Here is a 17,108-nt window from a genome sequence, read left to right as displayed (position 1 = left end):
GAATCGCGAAGCGCCTAAAACCACAAGGCACACTTTCCAACGCCATCATGGTGGCGTCGCCACGAAGGAAGAGGCCAGGAAGCACGATGCATTCGGGCCGCCTGCTCTTGTGCCAATCGCCGCGGACGATGCTCGACTGCGGGGCGTGCGACTATCCTTTAGACCCAGCACCAAAGGGTGTTTCCGGCCCATCGGGTATACAGACGCACGACCCCGCCCGGCGTTACAGCTGTCGCGTCTCTCACAAGGGGCTCGTTTATCGTCCAGATCCAATGGACCATACGGACGACAGGCCGCCGCCCCGCGCGGTCATATTGCCGCGCCGGAGCCGCCTCGAAAAAATCGATCGGAAAGTACGGCAAGAATGGATCCGCGGTTGGAGTCAGCGTTGACGCCAGCTCAAGCAAACAGCAACGGACATTCGCGAGCGCATTTGTTGCGCAGTATGATGTAGATCAGATGCAGCGTCCCGAGCCCCGCCAGAAGGCAGAAGAATGAGATATAGGCATAGCGCAGGAACCAGATATCCACGGCCACGACGGCGATGATGGTCAGCCCGAAATAGCGCATGTGCAGGTAGCGTGACATGAGCGGCGGCGCGATGATCAGGAACAGGTAAATCACATAGGTAACCCAGCGCGGCATCATGTAGTCGAGCAGCATGGTCCCCTCGTAGGCTAGCGAATCGCGGTTGACGGTGACGCTGATCCAATCGGGGTAGATGGCGTGCGGAATGTAGAGCGCCAACCCGAAGGCGACGCCGATCACGGTGAACGCAAGGAACAGACGCTTGCGCGGGCTCTCCGGCGGTTCCAATACGTAGACCGAAAACGGAATCCAGATCGGCCACATGAACCAGGTAAAGAAGATGAACCCCATCGCCCCCCAAAGCACGGTGAAGGAATCGCCGGTGTTCACCCCCCACCAGACATTGCCCTCCATGAACTGCTGGAAACCGGCGAAAAGCGGCATCAGCGCCACCGGCAGATAACGGGTGTTGATCTGAACGGCCTTCCAACTGGCGAAGGCGCCGCCGCCGACCAGAAACACGCTTGCGGCGAAGCTGACCGGGGCTGACAGGCACATGGGCGCATCCCTCCACAACCGACATCATCGAAAGGGCCAAAGCCGACCTGCCGAAGACCTGATACGCTTTTCCCGCGCCTTTTTGCTTGATTCAGCGCAACCTGCCGCAGCGACGGTGCGTCAAACCTCGCGCCTGCGTTCCAAGAGACCGAGGCCGATCAGCACGACCGCGCCGAGCGCCAAGACCCAGAGCATCCAGGTCCGCAGGTTCCACGTCAGATTTTCACACGCCGCAGCCGCAGCGAGTTGAGCACGACGGACAGCGACGAGGCGCTCATCGCGAACGCGGCGAAGATCGGTCCGATCAGGATGCCGAGGAAGGGATAGAGGATCCCCGCCGCCACCGGCACGCCGGCGGTATTGTAGATCATTGCGAAGAACAGGTTCTGCTTGATATTGCGCATGGTCGCCTGCGACAGCCGGCGGGCCCGCACGATGCCGTCGAGATTGCCCTTGACCAGAGTGATGCCGGCGCTCTCGATGGCGACGTCGGCGCCGGTGCCCATGGCGATGCCGACATCGGCCTGGGCCAGCGCCGGCGCATCGTTGACGCCGTCACCGGCCATCGCCACCTTGTGTCCCTCCGACTGCATTTCCTTGATGATGCGGGCCTTGTCCTCCGGCAGCACCTCGGCGCGGATTTCGTCGATGCCGAGCCGGCCGGCCACCGCCTTCGCCGTGCGCTCGTTATCGCCGGTCGCCATAATGATGCGGAAGCCTTGCTTGTGCAAAGCTTTCAGAGCGGCCGGCGTCGTCTCCTTGACCGGGTCGGCGACGCTGACCAGGCCGGCGATCTTGCCTTCGAGCACCACGAACATCACCGTCTCGCCCTGGTCGCGGCGCGCGTCGGCGGTTTCGGACAGGCGCCCGCCATCAAGCTCGAGATCGACCATCAGCTTGGCGTTGCCGAGCGCCACCGCCTTGCCGTCGACGACGCCTTTCACGCCCTTGCCGGTGACCGCCTCGAAATCGTCAGCGCTCACCATCTCGACGCCCCGCTCCTCGGCCCCGGCGACGATTGCCTCGGCGAGCGGATGCTCCGACCCCCTTTCGAGGCTCGCCGCCAACCTCAGCACCTCGGCTTCGTCATGACCGGCTTCCGGCAGCACCGCCACCAGCTTCGGCTTGCCCTCGGTCAATGTGCCGGTCTTGTCGACGATCAACGTGTCGACCTTGGCGAAGCGCTCCAGGGCCTCAGCGTTCTTGATCAGGACGCCGGCCTGGGCGCCGCGCCCGGTCGCCGTCATGATCGACATCGGTGTGGCGAGACCCAGCGCGCAGGGGCAGGCGATGATCAACACCGCGACCGCCGAGACCAGACCGTATGCGAGCGCGGGCTCCGGCCCCCAGATCGCCCAAGAGATGAAAGACAGGATGGCGATGCCGATCACCACCGGTACGAACTTGCCGGCCACCATGTCGGCGAATTTCTGGATCGGCGCGCGCGAGCGCTGGGCATTGGCGACCATTTCGACGATCTGTGAGAGCATCGTGTCGGCGCCGACGCGCTTGGCCTCCATCACCAAGCTGCCAGTGCCGTTAATGGTGGCTCCGGTCACCGGGTCGCCGGGCGTCTTCTCGACCGGCACCGGCTCGCCCGAGATCATCGATTCATCGATCGAGGAGCGACCCTCGACCACCTCGCCATCCACCGGCACCTTGTCGCCGGGACGCACCCTCAGCTGATCGCCAACCACGACCTCTTCGAGCGGAATCTCCTCTTCGGTCCCGTCGGGCCGGATCACCCGCGCCGTCTTGGCCGCCATGTCGAGCAGCGCCCGGATCGCCGACCCCGTCTGTTCGCGTGCTCGCAGTTCCATTACCTGGCCCAAGAGGACCAGCGTGACGATGACCGCGGCAGCCTCGAAATAAACGCCGACCGAACCGGTCTCGGGATCGCGGAACCCGTCGGGGAAGACCTGCGGGAACAAAACAGCCACGATGCTGAACAGATAGGCGGCGCCGACGCCCATCGAAATCAGCGAGAACATGTTGAGGTTCATCGTTTTGAACGACTTGTAGCCGCGCACGAAGAATGGCCAACCCGACCAGAGGATCACCGGTGTGCCGAGAACGACCTCGATCCATAGCGAGATCCGCTCACCGAACAGCTCCCTAAAGAATGTGATGCCCAGATAAGGCGTCATCGTCAGGATCAGCAGCGGCACGGTCAGCGCGGCGCCGACCCAGAACCGGCGGGTGAAGTCGACGAGCTCCGGATTCGGCCCTTCCTCACCAATTGGCACGCCTTTGGGCTCCAGCGCCATGCCGCAGATCGGGCAGTCGCCGGGACCGACCTGTTCGATCTCGGGATGCATCGGGCAGGTATAGATCGTGCCTTCCGGCATTTCCTTTCGCTCGGGCTTGCCGGACAGGAAACTTTCCGGATCGGCTGCGAATTTGTCGTGACATTTCTGCGAGCAGAAATAATAGGTTTCGCCGCTATACTCTCGGGATGGCTTGCCCTGGTCCAGAGCCACCGTCATTCCGCAAACCGGGTCTTTGACCGTCCGGTCATCCGGCGAAACACTGGCATGGCCATGCTGATGGTGACTGTGATCTTGAGGCTCGTGCTTGTTCATCGGGCTATCCTGGCGTCCTGGTCATGACGTTCTTTCTCCGCCGACTGGCGCGTATACGGCCGTCTCAATCAGCCAGCAGGCTCCGGCGCTCCTCGAATTCTTGCCGGTCGATCTCACCGCGGGCGAAGCGCTCGCGAAGGATATCGAGCCCGCGCTTGGTCGACGAAGGCGATCCGCCTCCCTGTGATGCTCCGCTGCCCGCCCAACGGACCGCGAGGACGATCAACACAACCAGGCCGCCCCAGAACAGGATCATCATCAGCGAACCGGAAATCATGTGTCCCCATCCCCCATCCCAACCGGGATCCCAGTAGAGCGACCGATCCGTCGAAGCTTGTGCCAAGGTCGGCAAGGAGGCCATTGCGCCCGCCATTACCGGCAGCGCGATTTTCAGTCGTTCCATCATCGAAATCTCCATCGCCCGCTCGCGGCGGTGCCTATCCCAATCCCCGTTCCGGGGCATTGTGTCTCTACAGACGGATCAGGATTTGCGGCGTTACAGCTTTCGTGACGAATCCGGCGCGAGGGGCGGGCGATCTCTGTCAGGCGAGGCTGTGTTCGTTGGCGATGCCGACAACCAGACCCTTCCGGCCCTTCAGATCGATGACTTCCATTTCGGAGCCTGCTCCTCTTTTGTCAGGATGGGGCGGTCAGACCCGTCGCGGCGTGGCCCACGCCGTGGCGACACCAGACGCAGTTACAGGCCGCATGGTCGCAACTGGGGTCGCCGAGCGGCGCCCGGTAGCGCCAGCGCGCGATCGGAAAGACCAGACGGGTCAGAACCGAGGGGCGGTAGAGCCGCCGCAGCTTCGCGGTCGTATCCACGCGGCTCAACCCCCGCAGCGCCCAGCGCCGGCCGCGCTCGCCCACGATATTGTAGATGAAGCGATTGCTGACGCCGGTCCTGAGCAACGGCAGAAGCTCCCGCTGCCACAGCGGCGTATAATCGACCCCCTCGAGCAGGCTGCGGGCGGCCAGAATGCCGGAGCGCAGGGCATAGCGCATGCCGAAACCGGCCAGCGCGTCCTGAAACCCCGCCTGCTCACCGATCACCGGATGCCCGCCCTGGAGGGCCGTGCGCGGCAGGCGGAAATTCGCGTAGCCGCCGAAGGGACGTGGATTGCGCATCGCCAGCCCGGTCTTGTCGGCGAAGAACGCGACGGTACGCTCGACATATTCCGCCTGGCGCTTGAAGCCCGTGAACATGCAACTCGCCACCGTGCCGCAGCCTTCGTGGATAAGGAGATAGGCGTAGCCGAGCGGCGCCAGCCGGTCGTTGAAGGCGATCCAGTTACCGTCTGGATGGTCGGTCTCGAAGACGTAACCGGTGGCGATGGCATCGGCGGTCCTTGGCCCGATCGCAAAAACGGTCGATCCTGTCGGGTCCTCGACCCGGTCGCCGAACCGCACCTCGACGCCGGCCTCGATGGCCTGCTCCAGAAGGCCCGAATCCAGGGTTCCGTTGTCGCCACCGCGCCGCACAAGATAATGGAAAGGACGGTCGCCGCAGACACGATACGAACTCCCCCAGGCATCGAAGGCGGTGCCGTCATGGATCGGATGACTGTCGAAATTTGTTTCGATGCCGGCCGCGCGCAGTTCGTCAAGGACGTCCCGGTCGTCGCTCCAGTTCTCCAGCCCTTGAAAGTCTCCATGGAATCGGTTGCCGACGCTCTTGTGCCATTCGCGCACGATGACCGGTCGGCCGGCGCGCGCCAGAACGATGGCGCAGGCAAGTCCAGCCGGCCCCGCGCCGACGATGGTTACAGGCGCCTCCGCCGACGCCATCCGAACGGCGGCTTGGTCATGGACGGTCATGACTGGCCCCCGGACGCGCCAGCGGCGGCGAGGCGCGGCGCCGCGACTTTCTGGTGAAGACTGCCGAAATAGATCGTCTTGCGCCACGCGAAGTCGCCCGGCCGCATCGATCCGGCTCGTCCTTCCGCCGACGGAAGAGCGTGACTGCCCGTTAATCGTCCGAGCTCTTTCACCGGCATGGTCGACATTTTTCAGGCTCCGATCGGCCCGCAGGCGGTTTCGGGCTGAGCCGCGCAGTGGATGGCCGACTCCGGCTCCGCGGCGCATTCCGTATCTGGCAGGCTCGGTGCCGACCGATGCGTCAGAACGGCGAGTGCCAGCCCCGCCAGCCGCGCGGCGGGGGGATCCGCGCGCGAACTCAGCACCACCGGCGCGGATAGGCCCATGACGAGACCCGCCGCTGTGGCGCCGGCCAGATATTCCAGGTTCTTGGCCAGGATGTTGCCGGAGACGAGGTCCGGGACCAGCAGGATATCGACGTCGCCGGCAACCTCCGAGACAATGCCCTTTTCGCGCGCGGCGTCCGCCGAAATCGCGTTATCAAAGGCCAGAGGTCCGTCGACGATCGCACCGGCGATCTGCCCCCGCTTGGCCATCAGGGCGAGGCAGGCAGCGTCAAGGGTCGATACGATCGCCGGATTGACCGTCTCGACCGCGGACAACACGGCGACCTTGGGTGTTTCGATGCCGAGGTGCCGGAGAAGCACGATGGCATTTTGAAGAATCTGCGCCTTGGCGTTGAGGTCCGGGGTGATGTTGATGGCCGCGTCCGTGATCGCGAGCAGCTTCGGATAGGTCGGGATATCGACCATGAAAACGTGGCTGACGCGCTGGCCTGACACCCGCAAGCCGTGTTCCGCGTCGAGAAGCGCCCGCATGAAGGCATCGGTGTGAATCCGCCCCTTCATCACGGCATCGGCCTTGCCGGTCCGAACCAGGTCGACGCCGGCTTGCTTGGCGCAAGCAAGGATCGCATCCCGATCACCGATGAGGCGGGGCTCGATCAGGCCGAGTGACGCGGCCTCTTGTACCGTCTTGAGGACGAGCCCCTGCTCGGCGGCAACCACCGCCACACGGATCGGCGCATGCGTCCGTGCCTGCTGGACGAGATCGTCAAGGGTCGCGGCCTGCCTAGCCATGAGCGCGCACTTTCGCTTCGGTGAAGAACACCCGCAGCAAATCCCGGGTCTGTCGCGCGATGATCAGTTCCTCGTCGGCCCTGAAGGCTTCTATCCGAACGCCGCTGGAATCCGCCGAAATGACGCGCGCCTGATTGGCATTGTGGCCGGCGTCGAGCCTGAGACCGAGATAGGCGAGCCCGTCGCAAATGCGGGAGCGGATCTCGGGCGAGTTCGCGCCGATGCCCCCGGTGAAGACAACCCGGTCGAGGCCTCCGAGAGCGGCGGTCAGACAGGCCAGATGCCGGCGCGCGTGGTGGCAGAAGTAGTCGATCGCCTCGGCGGCTTCCGGCACGGCCTGCCGGGCCAGCAGGTCGGCCATGTTGCGGCTGAGCCCGGACAGGCCGAGCAATCCGGACTCTTCGTACAAAAGACGCTGGACGCGCTCGACCGTCATGCCCCGCTCGGTGATCAGGTGGAGGACGATGCCCGGATCGAGGTCACCGCAACGGGTTCCCATCGGCAACCCCGCGACCGTGCTGAAGCCCATCGTGGTCTCGACGCTTCGCCCAGCCTTTACCGCGCACATCGAGGCGCCGTTGCCGAGATGCGCGACGATAATCCGTTCGCGCTCGACATCGACACCATTTCGGCGCAACGCATCGACCGCGTATTCATAGGACAGGCCGTGAAAGCCATAGCGCCGAATGCCCTCGCCGCGGAACTTTCGCGGCAACGCCATCAGTGTCGCCAGCCTCGGCAGACCGTGATGAAACGCCGTATCGAAGGTGGCGACTTGAGGAAGGCCCGGGGAGGCATTCCGCACGGCGGCGATACCGGCCAGATTATGGGGCTGGTGCAAGGGCGCCAGTGGCACCAACTCGCGCAACCGCGCCTCCACCGCCGCCGTCACGACGAGCGGGCAATCGCATTCCGGACCGCCATGGACGACCCGGTGGCCGACGGCGCTCGGAGGCGGTCCAGGCAGGTGCTGCCCGATCCCGTCCAGCAGCAGGCGCAGCGCCGTTTCGTGATCGGCAACATCTTTGCTCGCATCGATCACTGGCAAGCCCCGTGCGTCCACGGCACGAAAGTGGCCATTGGGTAGTCCGATGCGCTCGATGGCGCCCGACCAGAGCCGCTCCATCGGCTCGTCAGCCAAAAACAGCGCGAACTTCACGCTCGACGACCCGCAGTTGATCACCAAGATGGTTGGACCGGGGATCACGGATTCTTCTCCTCCATACCGGCGTCGCCTGTCACGCGGACGCTTTCCCCCGCAGCCGCGGTCGATGGGGCCTCGGGCTCTGAGTCCGGGTTCGTTTGGGAACCTTTGCGGTGGCTCTTACGATGGCCACCATGACCGCCGTGACCGAACATGTGCATAGCGATCATCCCGACCCCGAGCGCGATCCAGATCCAGTTGTCGATTACCCATTGCATCTCGATATCTCCTGTTGCCGAAACGGTTGACCTATGCTGCCGGACTGATCGGCTTCCTCATTGGTGAGACATCGTATGGCTGCCGCCCCGAGCGCCTGTCAGCCGATCCGGACCAACGTCGCGGTGTTCGCCCGCAAATGGATCGAGGGCGACTCGAAGATCACTCAGCTGGCTCTCGAGAGCTGACACAACGGAATCGACCGTGATGATCTGCTCGCTGTGAAATACGCCGGGACCGAACTGTCCCGACAGCATCTGACGCGCGATCTCAGCAGTGACGATCGCGGTCATCAATGCCTCGTTGCGTCCGACGACGCTCACCTCGATCGCTCGGGTTCCCTGCTTGGACTTACCGATGAGGCAAACAGCGACCGCGCAGATGTCGGAACCGATCCGCATGTTTCTCAGCAGCCAGATCGCGACGGTCCGCCAATGAGGCTGGCGCATTCGCCGCCCCAGTCCCGCTCGGACGCCGACCGCGAGGAGCCAAGTCAAAAAGCGGCTATCGAAGCACAACCATGTGGAGACCGAAGGCACGTTCAGCGTCGCCGGCAGAACCTGCTGGTCGGAAAAATTGAAGCGATAGGCCGTACTCGCGAAGCGCTGTCCCGGGAAACGAACACGCCGGCTTTCCGCGAAGCCGCGCACTGATAGACGCCGGCCTGCCTCCCGCACTTCGTATTCTGCGTCGAGGTTATCCAGCATCCAGCCGATGGCGGCCTTTCCATGCCTGTCGCCCAATCCGAGCTGAATGAAGACATCGATCCGATCCGTGCGGTCCATGGCCTTCACGGCGTGCGCCGCCATCAGATTGGTGAGGCCGGGGGCGACGCCGACGCTAAGCGCGGCCGTAGCGCCGTTGCGCTTCGCCAACCCATCAAGAGAACTCACTCGACGCAGGAACTCGTAGCCGGCCGTTACATCGAGATAGTCAACGCCGTGAGACAGGCACTGCTTGGCAAAACCAGTGTCCGCCTGATCGACGCTAACCAGGACCAATGCCACCCCGTCCAGCTGAGTGCCGAGATTCCCCGAATTCACGTCCAATACGCGTCCGGTGACGCCCTCGCCTATTCGGGCCGCACAGGCCGTTGCTTTAGCGAGACTGCGCCCGGCGATAACGAGGCGGTTCGGAAAGCCGGGAGCAAGCTGTTCGGCAATGAGCTGTCCCACCTGGCCGTAGCCACCGATCAATAAGATTTTGGCCGGCGTATCGGACGAGCCACGGTCGATCCGCGCGTCTTCGAAGGAGGTCTGTGTAGATGCCGTTGATTGTCGCGTCGTCATCGCTCAATCCTCGGCAACGCGTTCAGCCGACTGTCCATAAAGCAGGCTGAATGTCTGCTCGTAGACGCGGTCCCGCGCCTCGCGGGCGCCTTCCATCGCCTCGCCAACCTGCGCGATGAACGAGCGCTCGCGGTCGAGTAGCGGATGGTCCGGCGGCAGAACTGTCCGGTTCCTGGCGACGACATCGGCCAGAATTTCAACGCCCCGTATCGATGGATTGAAGGTTTCGGAAAACAGGTACCGGCTGGTCCGCATCGGGTGCAGCCATTTGAGCCATTCGGCGAGCCATGGGTTTGCCGCGACCTGGACCCAAGGGCTGACGAAATTGCGGTAAAGCGCCTCGTTGGCCTCGGACACCGCTGCCACCCGCTCGAACGCCTCGGTCTGTTGCGGGAATCTGAGGTCTGCGACCTGCCGCTCCTCGAACCTGACGGTGAATTGCGGTCTATGGCAGTCCGGATCGCCAGTGGGATTGTCGATCGTCATCTCATAGAGGCCCGGCGCCAGACCCTCGATGTCATCGAGGCTTTCCAGAATGGCCCGGTGTTCGAGTCGAGCAACCTTGGCCGAGACGAAGATGCCGAGATGGCCCACATGCGGATTGGTCATATAGACGATCCGTTGACCGGCCCTTTTGAGATCGTCGGTGTCGGCATAGACGGCCGGAATCCAGTCCAGCGCCTGTTGCGGCGGCGTGATGTTGTCGCCGTAGGAGGCAAAGATGACGAGCGGGTTCCGAATGCGGCGAAGATCGGCGACGCAGCCGTCGCAAATCCGTATGAGCCCCTTTTCCAGCTTGTTGCCGATAAACAGGTTTTCGACGATCGCCAGGATTTCCTCGCGGCTGAGGAAATAGAACCCGTTCCACCAGCGTTCGAACTCCAGGAAGCGTTCGCGCTCGGAGTCGACCTTGTGAAACAGCCCGGCATATTTCTCCCAGATGGCTCTTTCCGGTTTCAGACTCTCGAAATTCTGGGCGAGCCAGGCACCATCTAAACGGCCGTCGCTGAGATCGGCGGTCAAATGCGCGAGCCAGGCGCCGCCTAACAGACCGCCGGTCACCCGCATCGGATTGACGCCGGCCTCTCCCGCCCAATAGGAAAGCGGCGAGCCGTTCAGGACCGCCGGGCCGACGGTTCCCTCGCAGTCGGCCGAGAGCAGGGTAACGGCCCAGCCCGCTTGGCAGTTGCCGTAGAGTACTGGTGGTTTGCCCGGATGACGGCGGGCGACTTCTTCGATGAAGCGTCTGAGCGCGTGCAGCACGTCGGCCAGCGTCTGCCCCGGCGCGGGTTCGGGAAAGAACACCACAAAATACGCGGAATGCCCCTCATGCAGGGCCATCCCGACCGCGGAGTCGTGCTTGAACCCGCCAATCCCGGGTCCGTGTCCGGCGCGCGGGTCGAGAACGACGAGCGGCGGCTTTTCCGGGTCGACGCAATCGTCCCAGCAGTCCTCGCCCACTTCGGTTATGCGCAACAAGGCATAGTTGGCCGGATGCTCGAAGCGGCGCGCATCGAGGATCGTCTCGTATTTGAAATCCAGTAGCGGCGGCAGACCGGCCCGCTCATGCTCCAGCATGTTGTCGGCGCGCTGTCTGAGCGTGTCCCAGAACAGGATCGTCCGCTGCCAGACGTCGATGCCGTAGCCCCAGGCATCATCCGGCAACCTCACGTTGGCCGGCGCCGACGGCACCGGCGCCGTTTGCACCTCTTGCAGGTACGGCTTGGGTGGGTTTGACGGTCTTGTGGAGACCTTGACCGGCCGGCTCCGCTTGAGGGGCGTGACTTTGCTCGCCTGCTGCATGGAAATTCTCCGCTCGCATCTGCCTATCTATCAAGACGCGGACCGCGAGCATCCGTTACACGTCCCCGGACCGCTTGGACGTTCGGTCAGATTACGCGGGCGGCTTGCGATGGACTGGCTCCGCGAAAAGACATGAGGCGTGCGCGAACCCGCCGCGAACGAAGCCGGCGGCTGGTTCGACAGGCCAAGGCCGTGAGGCGTGCGCGCTTATTTCTCCAGGTTCTCGTCCCAGAAGCGATCCAGATCATTCCGCCAGCCTGAATCGGTTGTTTTGTCGAAGTTGCTTCGGTCCACGGTGGGCGCCTTTTCGAAGGCGGACCGCGCGGTGTTCAACACATACAGCTCATGATCCTCGGTGGCCCGAAGATCCTTCCACCGGACCGCCACTAGCTTTTCTCCGATACCGAGGAATCCCCCGCGGGAGGCGAGCACATAGGCGATGTTCTGCTTTTCGGGATCGAGCACGACGTCCTCGATCTCGCCCAGCTTCTCGTCATTCGCCGTGCGAATTTCTCCGCCGATCACGGTATCGGCACGCATCAGGCGCGACATCTGGGTAACCGGCTGCGCGGTCTGGATGTGGGCCCGGCGCCAGGCAACCCGCTGATCCGGATCATCCGCTTCGATGCCACCCAGTATCTGGTGCTTCTCGTAGGTGACGCGCATCGAGTCCAGAACCCGCTGGCAGGATTGCTCGTCACCATCCAGCGCATAGACGTAGGCGGCATCGCGTAGCGCGTAGATTTTCTGGCGCGGCGTTCCCGCCATCCCGTAGGCGGCGTAGTAACCGGGATAGGTCGATGGCGCCGCCATGCCGTAATCGCCGGGGGGAAGCACACCGAATCCAACGTCGGCCAGTTTCTGGTCGAACGCTCGCAGGTTTCCAAGGCACTGGCCTTCGACCTGCCGTCCTTCCGTCTCCTCGCCAGGCAGACTCTCGATATCGGTGGCCAAGGCGCTTGATGAAACCGCGAACGCCAATAGCGTCGCAGGCAACGTAAAACGAAGATTGTCCATCCTTCATTCTCCCATCATCGATTGCTGTGTCGTCTTGCGTGCTTGCGGGCAGAAAGAGCCGGATCGGTATTCCGCTGATCGCCGGCCTCAGGCGCGCCTGATACGCTTCCGATGGAAGCAGACCGACTTGTCTGGTCGCGGCGGATCAGGCACGGCCTCCTCGGCCGCCGCAGGCGGCGAAAAAATTGTAGAGCGGGCCGAAGACCAGGGCCACGTACCAGCCATAGGCAAAGCTCTCGGCCAGCCCCAGGAAGAAGCTCGGCCAACTCAGCCAGGTGAAGCCGGGCAGCAGGCGCAGCCAGCTCTCATACATCGCCTGACCGGGGAACAAGAGGTCAAAACCGACGCAGAGAGTGAACGTGACCGCGAGGAAAAGGCCCAGGCTCGTGCCGAGCGCGACTACCGGGAGTCGCGGCGCCGCGTGAACCGGTAGCGGCGTACCCGAGCGCGGTTTAATCATTGAAGAAACGGTTGCATCAGACATGGCTGTTCTCCAATTGAGGGCGTGAGTCTTTGGCGACGTGCCCGGTATATTGCTCGGGCGCGGCCTCGAAGATTTCGCGGCAATCGCGCGAGCAGAAGTAATAGACGCTGCCGTCGTGGACGCTCGGCTTGGCCCTGTCGGTGCGGACCGTCTTACCGCAGACGGGATCCACGTCCTTCAGCGGCGGAATCCAGCGCAAGCCCTCGGGCGTCGCTTGCCCTCCGCCATCGGAGCTGTCGGGGTTGGCATTGCCTCCGCCCATGACGTGCTTGCCGCAGCCGAGCCGCATCATCAGCACAATGGCCACAGCCCAGATCAGGAAGTAGACGAGCGCTTCCATCGATCACGCCCCCGCCGACGACCGGGCCGCATTCGTCTTCTCGGCTGCGCAACCGGGGCTCGGCGCGGAGTCCGCGCCAGGGGTCTTTGCCGAGGCCCCGGTCATACTTTCGGCCGCTTCGTCGGTCTGGCCCGCGCAGCTTTTGGAGGCGATCTCGACGAGAGCGCCGGCATGGGTGGCGAGCGCTTCAACCAATTCGCGAGAAGCCTCGGTTTGCCGCTCGAAGATGGCCTGCGGACGCGCCGTATCTCTCTTGCATTCGCCAGTCGCGTTCATCCGGGTAACACCGGATTTGAGCAACGCGGCCTGGCGCTCGGTGATCGCTCCGGCACTGTCGAGCATCAAATTGGCCATGCGCCGGATCGCCTCGATATTCCGCATCTGCAAAGCGATCATGGCTTCGAGGTCGAGCCCGCGAAAGCGCAGAACGGCGGGACTGGGCGATTGGGCTACGGATGTGTTCGGCATTGTCGACCCCTTTTCGACGGTCCATCAGGTCGCGAACGGGCGAGATCGCGAACGGGCGGCTTGCCGCCGACGCGATGGAGCGTTCGACCCGTTGGACAGATAGACGGTCGGAAAAGGCGTTCGTTACAGTTCGGTCGGATTTTCCATGATTTCGGCACGAACGATGCTGCCATGGGCGCAGTCGCAGTCGAGATAGCCATGAATCGGGCAGGTCCGGCAGGTCTCTTCCAGTCGCTGCCGAAGTGCCTGGCGGGCGCGGTGCAGACGGACGCGCAGATTGCTCTCGGTAATACCGAGGCCGGCGGCAATGCTTTCGCGGGATTCGCCGATCAGGTCGGCGCGCCACAGAACGTCCGCGTAGTCCGCCTTCAAGGTCGGAAGGAGCTTGTAAAGACACATGCAGACGATGAAATCGAGGTCGTCGCTGCCCTCCCCGCCAAGGCGCACGGATTCCTCAATCCGGTAGTCGGACTCGGACCGCCGTTTTTTCCCTTGGGCGCGATAATGATCGATCAAGGTCGTCTCGAGCACCCGGCGCATCCAGGCCCGAAGCTTCTCCGTCTCGCGCACATCGCCGAACCGCGTGAGCACTTTGACATAGAAATCATGGAGAACGTCGGCTGCCTCGTCCGCGTTGCCGAGCCGGCGCGTGAGGAAGCGCAACAGGTCCTGGTGAATCTCAACCATCACCGCGCGTACGGCGCTGTCCGACGGCTCATCGTCTCTATCGTGCGTCATTTCATCCTCTGCCCTCGACCACCGGCGCACCGCGTTCATTCCGTCCGTCGTCCCAGGCAAGGTCGACGACTGTAACGCGCGACCGAAGACGCCGTCTTTACCGAGCAATCACCGAGAGCGTCCCATCGGCGCCGACGTGATCGTTTCGACGTAACCACACGGTCAAATAGTTCAACTCCGGAACTATGGACCGCAAGGACAGGGCAAGACGATGTGGATGAGATCGCTGTCGTTATTTCTTCGCCGCCTGGTCAGGCGTGGGGCCTTGGTCGTCGTGGACCCTGACGGGTGCTCGGAACGATACGGCGAAGCGGCGTCGGATCCGGTCACCGTCCGGCTTCATACACGATCCCTACCGCGCAGGCTCCTCGTCAATCCGGATCTCGTCCTGGGCGAGGCCTATATGGACGGAGCGCTGACCGTCGACGGTGACGACATATACGGCCTGATCGAGCTGCTGCTGATCAATCTGGCTCAGCAGCCCGACGTTTGGCATTATCGGTGGCTCGCACGCCTTCGGCAATTGTCCCGAAACCTGGCGCAATTCAATCCCGCCGAGCGCGCGGGGCGCAATGTGGCGCATCACTACGACCTGTCCGGAGCGCTCTACGACCTTTTTCTGGATGCCGACCGACAATATTCATGCGGGTATTTCCGACATCCGGGCGACAGTCTGGAAGCGGCGCAGCAGGCCAAGAAGACGCTCATCGCCACCAAGCTCCTTTTGGAACCAGACCAGCGCGTCCTCGATATCGGCTGCGGTTGGGGCGGACTTGGGCTCCAACTCGCGCGAGACCACGGTGCCCGAGTGACGGGCGTCACGCTTTCGCGGGAACAGCATCGAATCGCCGAAGAGCGGTCACGGACGAGCGGTTTGGCCGATCAGGTCCGGTTCCGCTTGCAGGATTACCGCCAGGTCGAGGAGAGCTTCGACCGGGTCGTGTCGGTCGGCATGTTCGAGCATGTCGGCGTGCCGCATTACCGGGAGTTCTTTGACACCCTGCGTCAACGCCTGTCGGAAGACGGTGTCGCGCTGCTGCACACCATCGGCCGCGCCGACGGACTGAGCGCGACCAATCCGTGGCTCGCGAAATACATCTTTCCCGGCGGGTACAGCCCGGCGTTGTCGGAACTGCTCGCGGAAGTGGAACGGTCGGGACTCTACGTGACCGATATCGAGATTTGGCGTCTTCACTATGCCGAGACCCTTAAGGCCTGGCGCCAGCGGTTCGAAGCCGAACTGGACCGGGTGCGCGAGATCTATGACGAGCGTTTTTGCCGCATGTGGCGCTTCTACCTCGTCATCAGCGAACTGGCGTTTCGGCAAGGTGGCCACGTTGTCTTCCAGATCCAGCTTGCCAGGAAGCAGGACGCGGTCCCACTGACACGGGACTACCTGGCTTTACCGGAGATCCGCGACGACTCCGCCAGCAAGGCCGCATAGCGACGGTGCAAATGTCCCGGAGACCAATTGCGGCGGCTGCGATCCTATCGCGCATCCGGGCCGCCATGGTCTCCCGTGGCCGTCCAGCGCGACAGGAAGACGCGCTCATAGGCGAAGACCGCGGCGATGGCGGCGACAGCGATGGCCACGATGAGCGGGTCCGATTGCAGCTTCAAGGCGCCGAAGACGCCGAGCACGAGCGCGTCCAGGGAGATGGCAACGATCAGCACCCAGCCGCTGGCGCCGATCTCCTGGCGCAGGCGGCGGAACACGCCCCAGTGAATCAATATGTCCATCACCAGATAGAAGAAGGCGCCCAGCGACGCGATGCGGCTGAGGTCGAAGAACACTGTCAGAAACCCCGCTACCACCACCGTGTAGACCAGGGTGTGTTCGCGGATTGGACCAGACATGCCGAAATGGCTGTGGGGGATCAACTCCATTTCCGTCAGCATCGCCAGCATGCGCGAGACGGCAAAGACGCTGGCGAGCAGGCCCGAGGCGGTGGCGACGACAGCAAGCGCGATGGTGAAGTAGAAGCCATAGGGACCAAACGCCGGCTTCGCCGCCTCGGCCAGCGAATAGTCCTTGGCCGCGACGATCTCGTCGAGCGAGAGGCTGGAGCCGACCGCGAACGCGACGAGCAGATAGACCACCACGCAAATGGCTATGGAAAAGACGATCGTGCGACCGACATTGCGGTGCGGATCAACGATCTCGGCGCCGCTGTTGGTGATCGTGGTGAAGCCTTTGAACGCGAGGATCGACAGCGCGATCGACGCCGTGAAGCCGGCGATCGGGATAGCGTCCGACGATCCGGATGCCGGCTCGAAGCTGAATCCGCTTGCCGCGAGCGCGGCGATGCCGAAGACCGCGATGCCGCCGATCTTCAGGAACGCCATGACGACCGAGAACAGGCCGACGGAGCGGTTACCGGAAATGTTGACCAGATAGGCGAAGACGATCAGCCCGACGCCGAGCACCGGCACAAGGACATTGCCCGCGTCGAGATCGAACGGCCTCAGGACGTAGGCGCCGAAGGTGCGGGCGACCAAGCTCTCGTTGATCACCATGGAGAGCGTCATTAGCAGCGCCGCGGCCGCCGCGATGGCCCCTGGGCCGTAGGCCTTCTGCAAGATCATCGCGATCCCGCCGGCGGACGGAAAGGCGTTCGACATCTTCACATAGGTATAGGCGCTGAACCCGGTCACGATCCCGCCGGCGATGAAGGAGAGCGGGAACCAGGGTCCCGCCAGTTCCGCGATCTGCCCGGTGAGCGCGAAGATTCCCGCCCCGATCATAACGCCAGTGCCCATGGAGATGGCGCCGGTGAGGGTGATGCTGTTCGCTTGGTAATCAGATTTCATCATCTGCTCTACAGGGCCAATAATTTCTTTTCGTCAAGGCGGCGACGGCAGCCGGGCAACACATCGATCCGTGCTTTGATGGTCGTCTCCCCCGGTCGAAGGGGCCGGTCTGT

16 protein-coding genes are annotated in these 17,108 nt (G+C 63.3%); 1 reads left to right on the top strand and 15 read right to left on the bottom strand.

The window, feature by feature from the left end; all coding sequences use genetic code 11:
- Nucleotides 1-399: 399 nt before the first annotated feature.
- The 14 genes from ING15_RS15950 to ING15_RS15885 all read right to left on the bottom strand — a co-directional run bounded on the left by ING15_RS15950 (nt 400) and on the right by ING15_RS15885 (nt 14,184).
- Nucleotides 400-1,086, bottom strand: coding sequence for a DUF6629 family protein (locus tag ING15_RS15950; protein ID WP_206455824.1), 687 nt, complete (start codon nt 1,084-1,086; stop codon nt 400-402).
- A gap of 215 nt (nt 1,087-1,301) precedes the next feature.
- Nucleotides 1,302-3,668: a heavy metal translocating P-type ATPase gene (locus ING15_RS15945; RefSeq protein WP_206455823.1), complete on the bottom strand. Its 2,367-nt coding sequence runs from the start codon at nt 3,666-3,668 to the stop codon at nt 1,302-1,304.
- Between the two features lie 64 nt (nt 3,669-3,732).
- Entirely contained in the window at nt 3,733-4,074 is a 342-nt protein-coding gene (locus ING15_RS15940; RefSeq protein WP_206455822.1) for an SHOCT domain-containing protein, read from the bottom strand.
- Nucleotides 4,075-4,304: 230 nt separating this feature from the next.
- Entirely contained in the window at nt 4,305-5,486 is a 1,182-nt protein-coding gene (locus ING15_RS15935) for an NAD(P)/FAD-dependent oxidoreductase (RefSeq protein WP_206455821.1), read from the bottom strand.
- A gap of 191 nt (nt 5,487-5,677) precedes the next feature.
- The gene (locus ING15_RS15930; protein ID WP_206455820.1) at nt 5,678-6,625 is read right to left on the bottom strand and encodes a bifunctional enoyl-CoA hydratase/phosphate acetyltransferase; all 948 of its coding nucleotides are present in this window, start codon (nt 6,623-6,625) and stop codon (nt 5,678-5,680) included.
- Nucleotides 6,618-7,832, bottom strand: coding sequence for an acetate/propionate family kinase (locus ING15_RS15925; protein ID WP_332873847.1), 1,215 nt, complete (start codon nt 7,830-7,832; stop codon nt 6,618-6,620). The genes ING15_RS15930 and ING15_RS15925 overlap by 8 nt, the downstream gene beginning before the upstream one ends.
- Complete coding sequence (locus ING15_RS15920; protein WP_206455819.1) at nt 7,829-8,047, bottom strand: DUF2933 domain-containing protein; 219 nt, start codon at nt 8,045-8,047, stop codon at nt 7,829-7,831. Before ING15_RS15920 ends, ING15_RS15925 begins: the two co-directional genes overlap by 4 nt.
- Nucleotides 8,048-8,104: 57 nt before the next feature.
- A complete protein-coding gene (locus ING15_RS15915) occupies nt 8,105-9,334 on the bottom strand; it encodes a saccharopine dehydrogenase NADP-binding domain-containing protein (protein ID WP_206455818.1) in 1,230 nt (409 codons plus the stop codon).
- Between the two features lie 3 nt (nt 9,335-9,337).
- A complete protein-coding gene (locus ING15_RS15910) occupies nt 9,338-11,137 on the bottom strand; it encodes a DUF3141 domain-containing protein (RefSeq protein ID WP_206455817.1) in 1,800 nt (599 codons plus the stop codon).
- Between the two features lie 207 nt (nt 11,138-11,344).
- Nucleotides 11,345-12,154 (bottom strand): PRC-barrel domain-containing protein, encoded by an 810-nt coding sequence (locus ING15_RS15905; RefSeq protein ID WP_206455816.1) that lies wholly within the window; start codon nt 12,152-12,154, stop codon nt 11,345-11,347.
- 145 nt (nt 12,155-12,299) lie between these two features.
- Nucleotides 12,300-12,638 (bottom strand): DUF5676 family membrane protein, encoded by a 339-nt coding sequence (locus ING15_RS15900; RefSeq protein WP_232845813.1) that lies wholly within the window; start codon nt 12,636-12,638, stop codon nt 12,300-12,302.
- Nucleotides 12,631-12,978: a YHS domain-containing protein gene (locus ING15_RS15895; protein WP_206455815.1), complete on the bottom strand. Its 348-nt coding sequence runs from the start codon at nt 12,976-12,978 to the stop codon at nt 12,631-12,633. Before ING15_RS15895 ends, ING15_RS15900 begins: the two co-directional genes overlap by 8 nt.
- A 3-nt stretch (nt 12,979-12,981) precedes the next feature.
- Nucleotides 12,982-13,446 (bottom strand): phasin family protein, encoded by a 465-nt coding sequence (locus tag ING15_RS15890; protein WP_206455814.1) that lies wholly within the window; start codon nt 13,444-13,446, stop codon nt 12,982-12,984.
- 123 nt (nt 13,447-13,569) lie between these two features.
- Nucleotides 13,570-14,184, bottom strand: coding sequence for an RNA polymerase sigma factor (locus tag ING15_RS15885; RefSeq protein ID WP_206455813.1), 615 nt, complete (start codon nt 14,182-14,184; stop codon nt 13,570-13,572).
- A 274-nt stretch (nt 14,185-14,458) separates the two neighbouring features.
- On the opposite strand from ING15_RS15885, the gene ING15_RS15880 reads away from it, so the two are divergent.
- Nucleotides 14,459-15,628, top strand: coding sequence for a cyclopropane-fatty-acyl-phospholipid synthase family protein (locus tag ING15_RS15880; protein WP_332873848.1), 1,170 nt, complete (start codon nt 14,459-14,461; stop codon nt 15,626-15,628).
- Between the two features lie 44 nt (nt 15,629-15,672).
- Here the strand turns inward: ING15_RS15880 and ING15_RS15875 are convergent, their stop codons facing one another.
- Nucleotides 15,673-16,995, bottom strand: coding sequence for an APC family permease (locus ING15_RS15875; RefSeq protein ID WP_206455812.1), 1,323 nt, complete (start codon nt 16,993-16,995; stop codon nt 15,673-15,675).
- Between the last annotated feature and the right edge of the window lie 113 nt (nt 16,996-17,108).

Origin of the sequence: Aurantimonas marina (genome assembly GCF_017183135.1) — a bacterium.
In the GTDB taxonomy this organism is placed as follows: domain Bacteria; phylum Pseudomonadota; class Alphaproteobacteria; order Rhizobiales; family Rhizobiaceae; genus Aurantimonas; species Aurantimonas marina.
The sequence above is the reverse complement of the archived record's forward strand: the minus strand, read 5'-3'. Positions and strand labels throughout refer to the sequence as shown.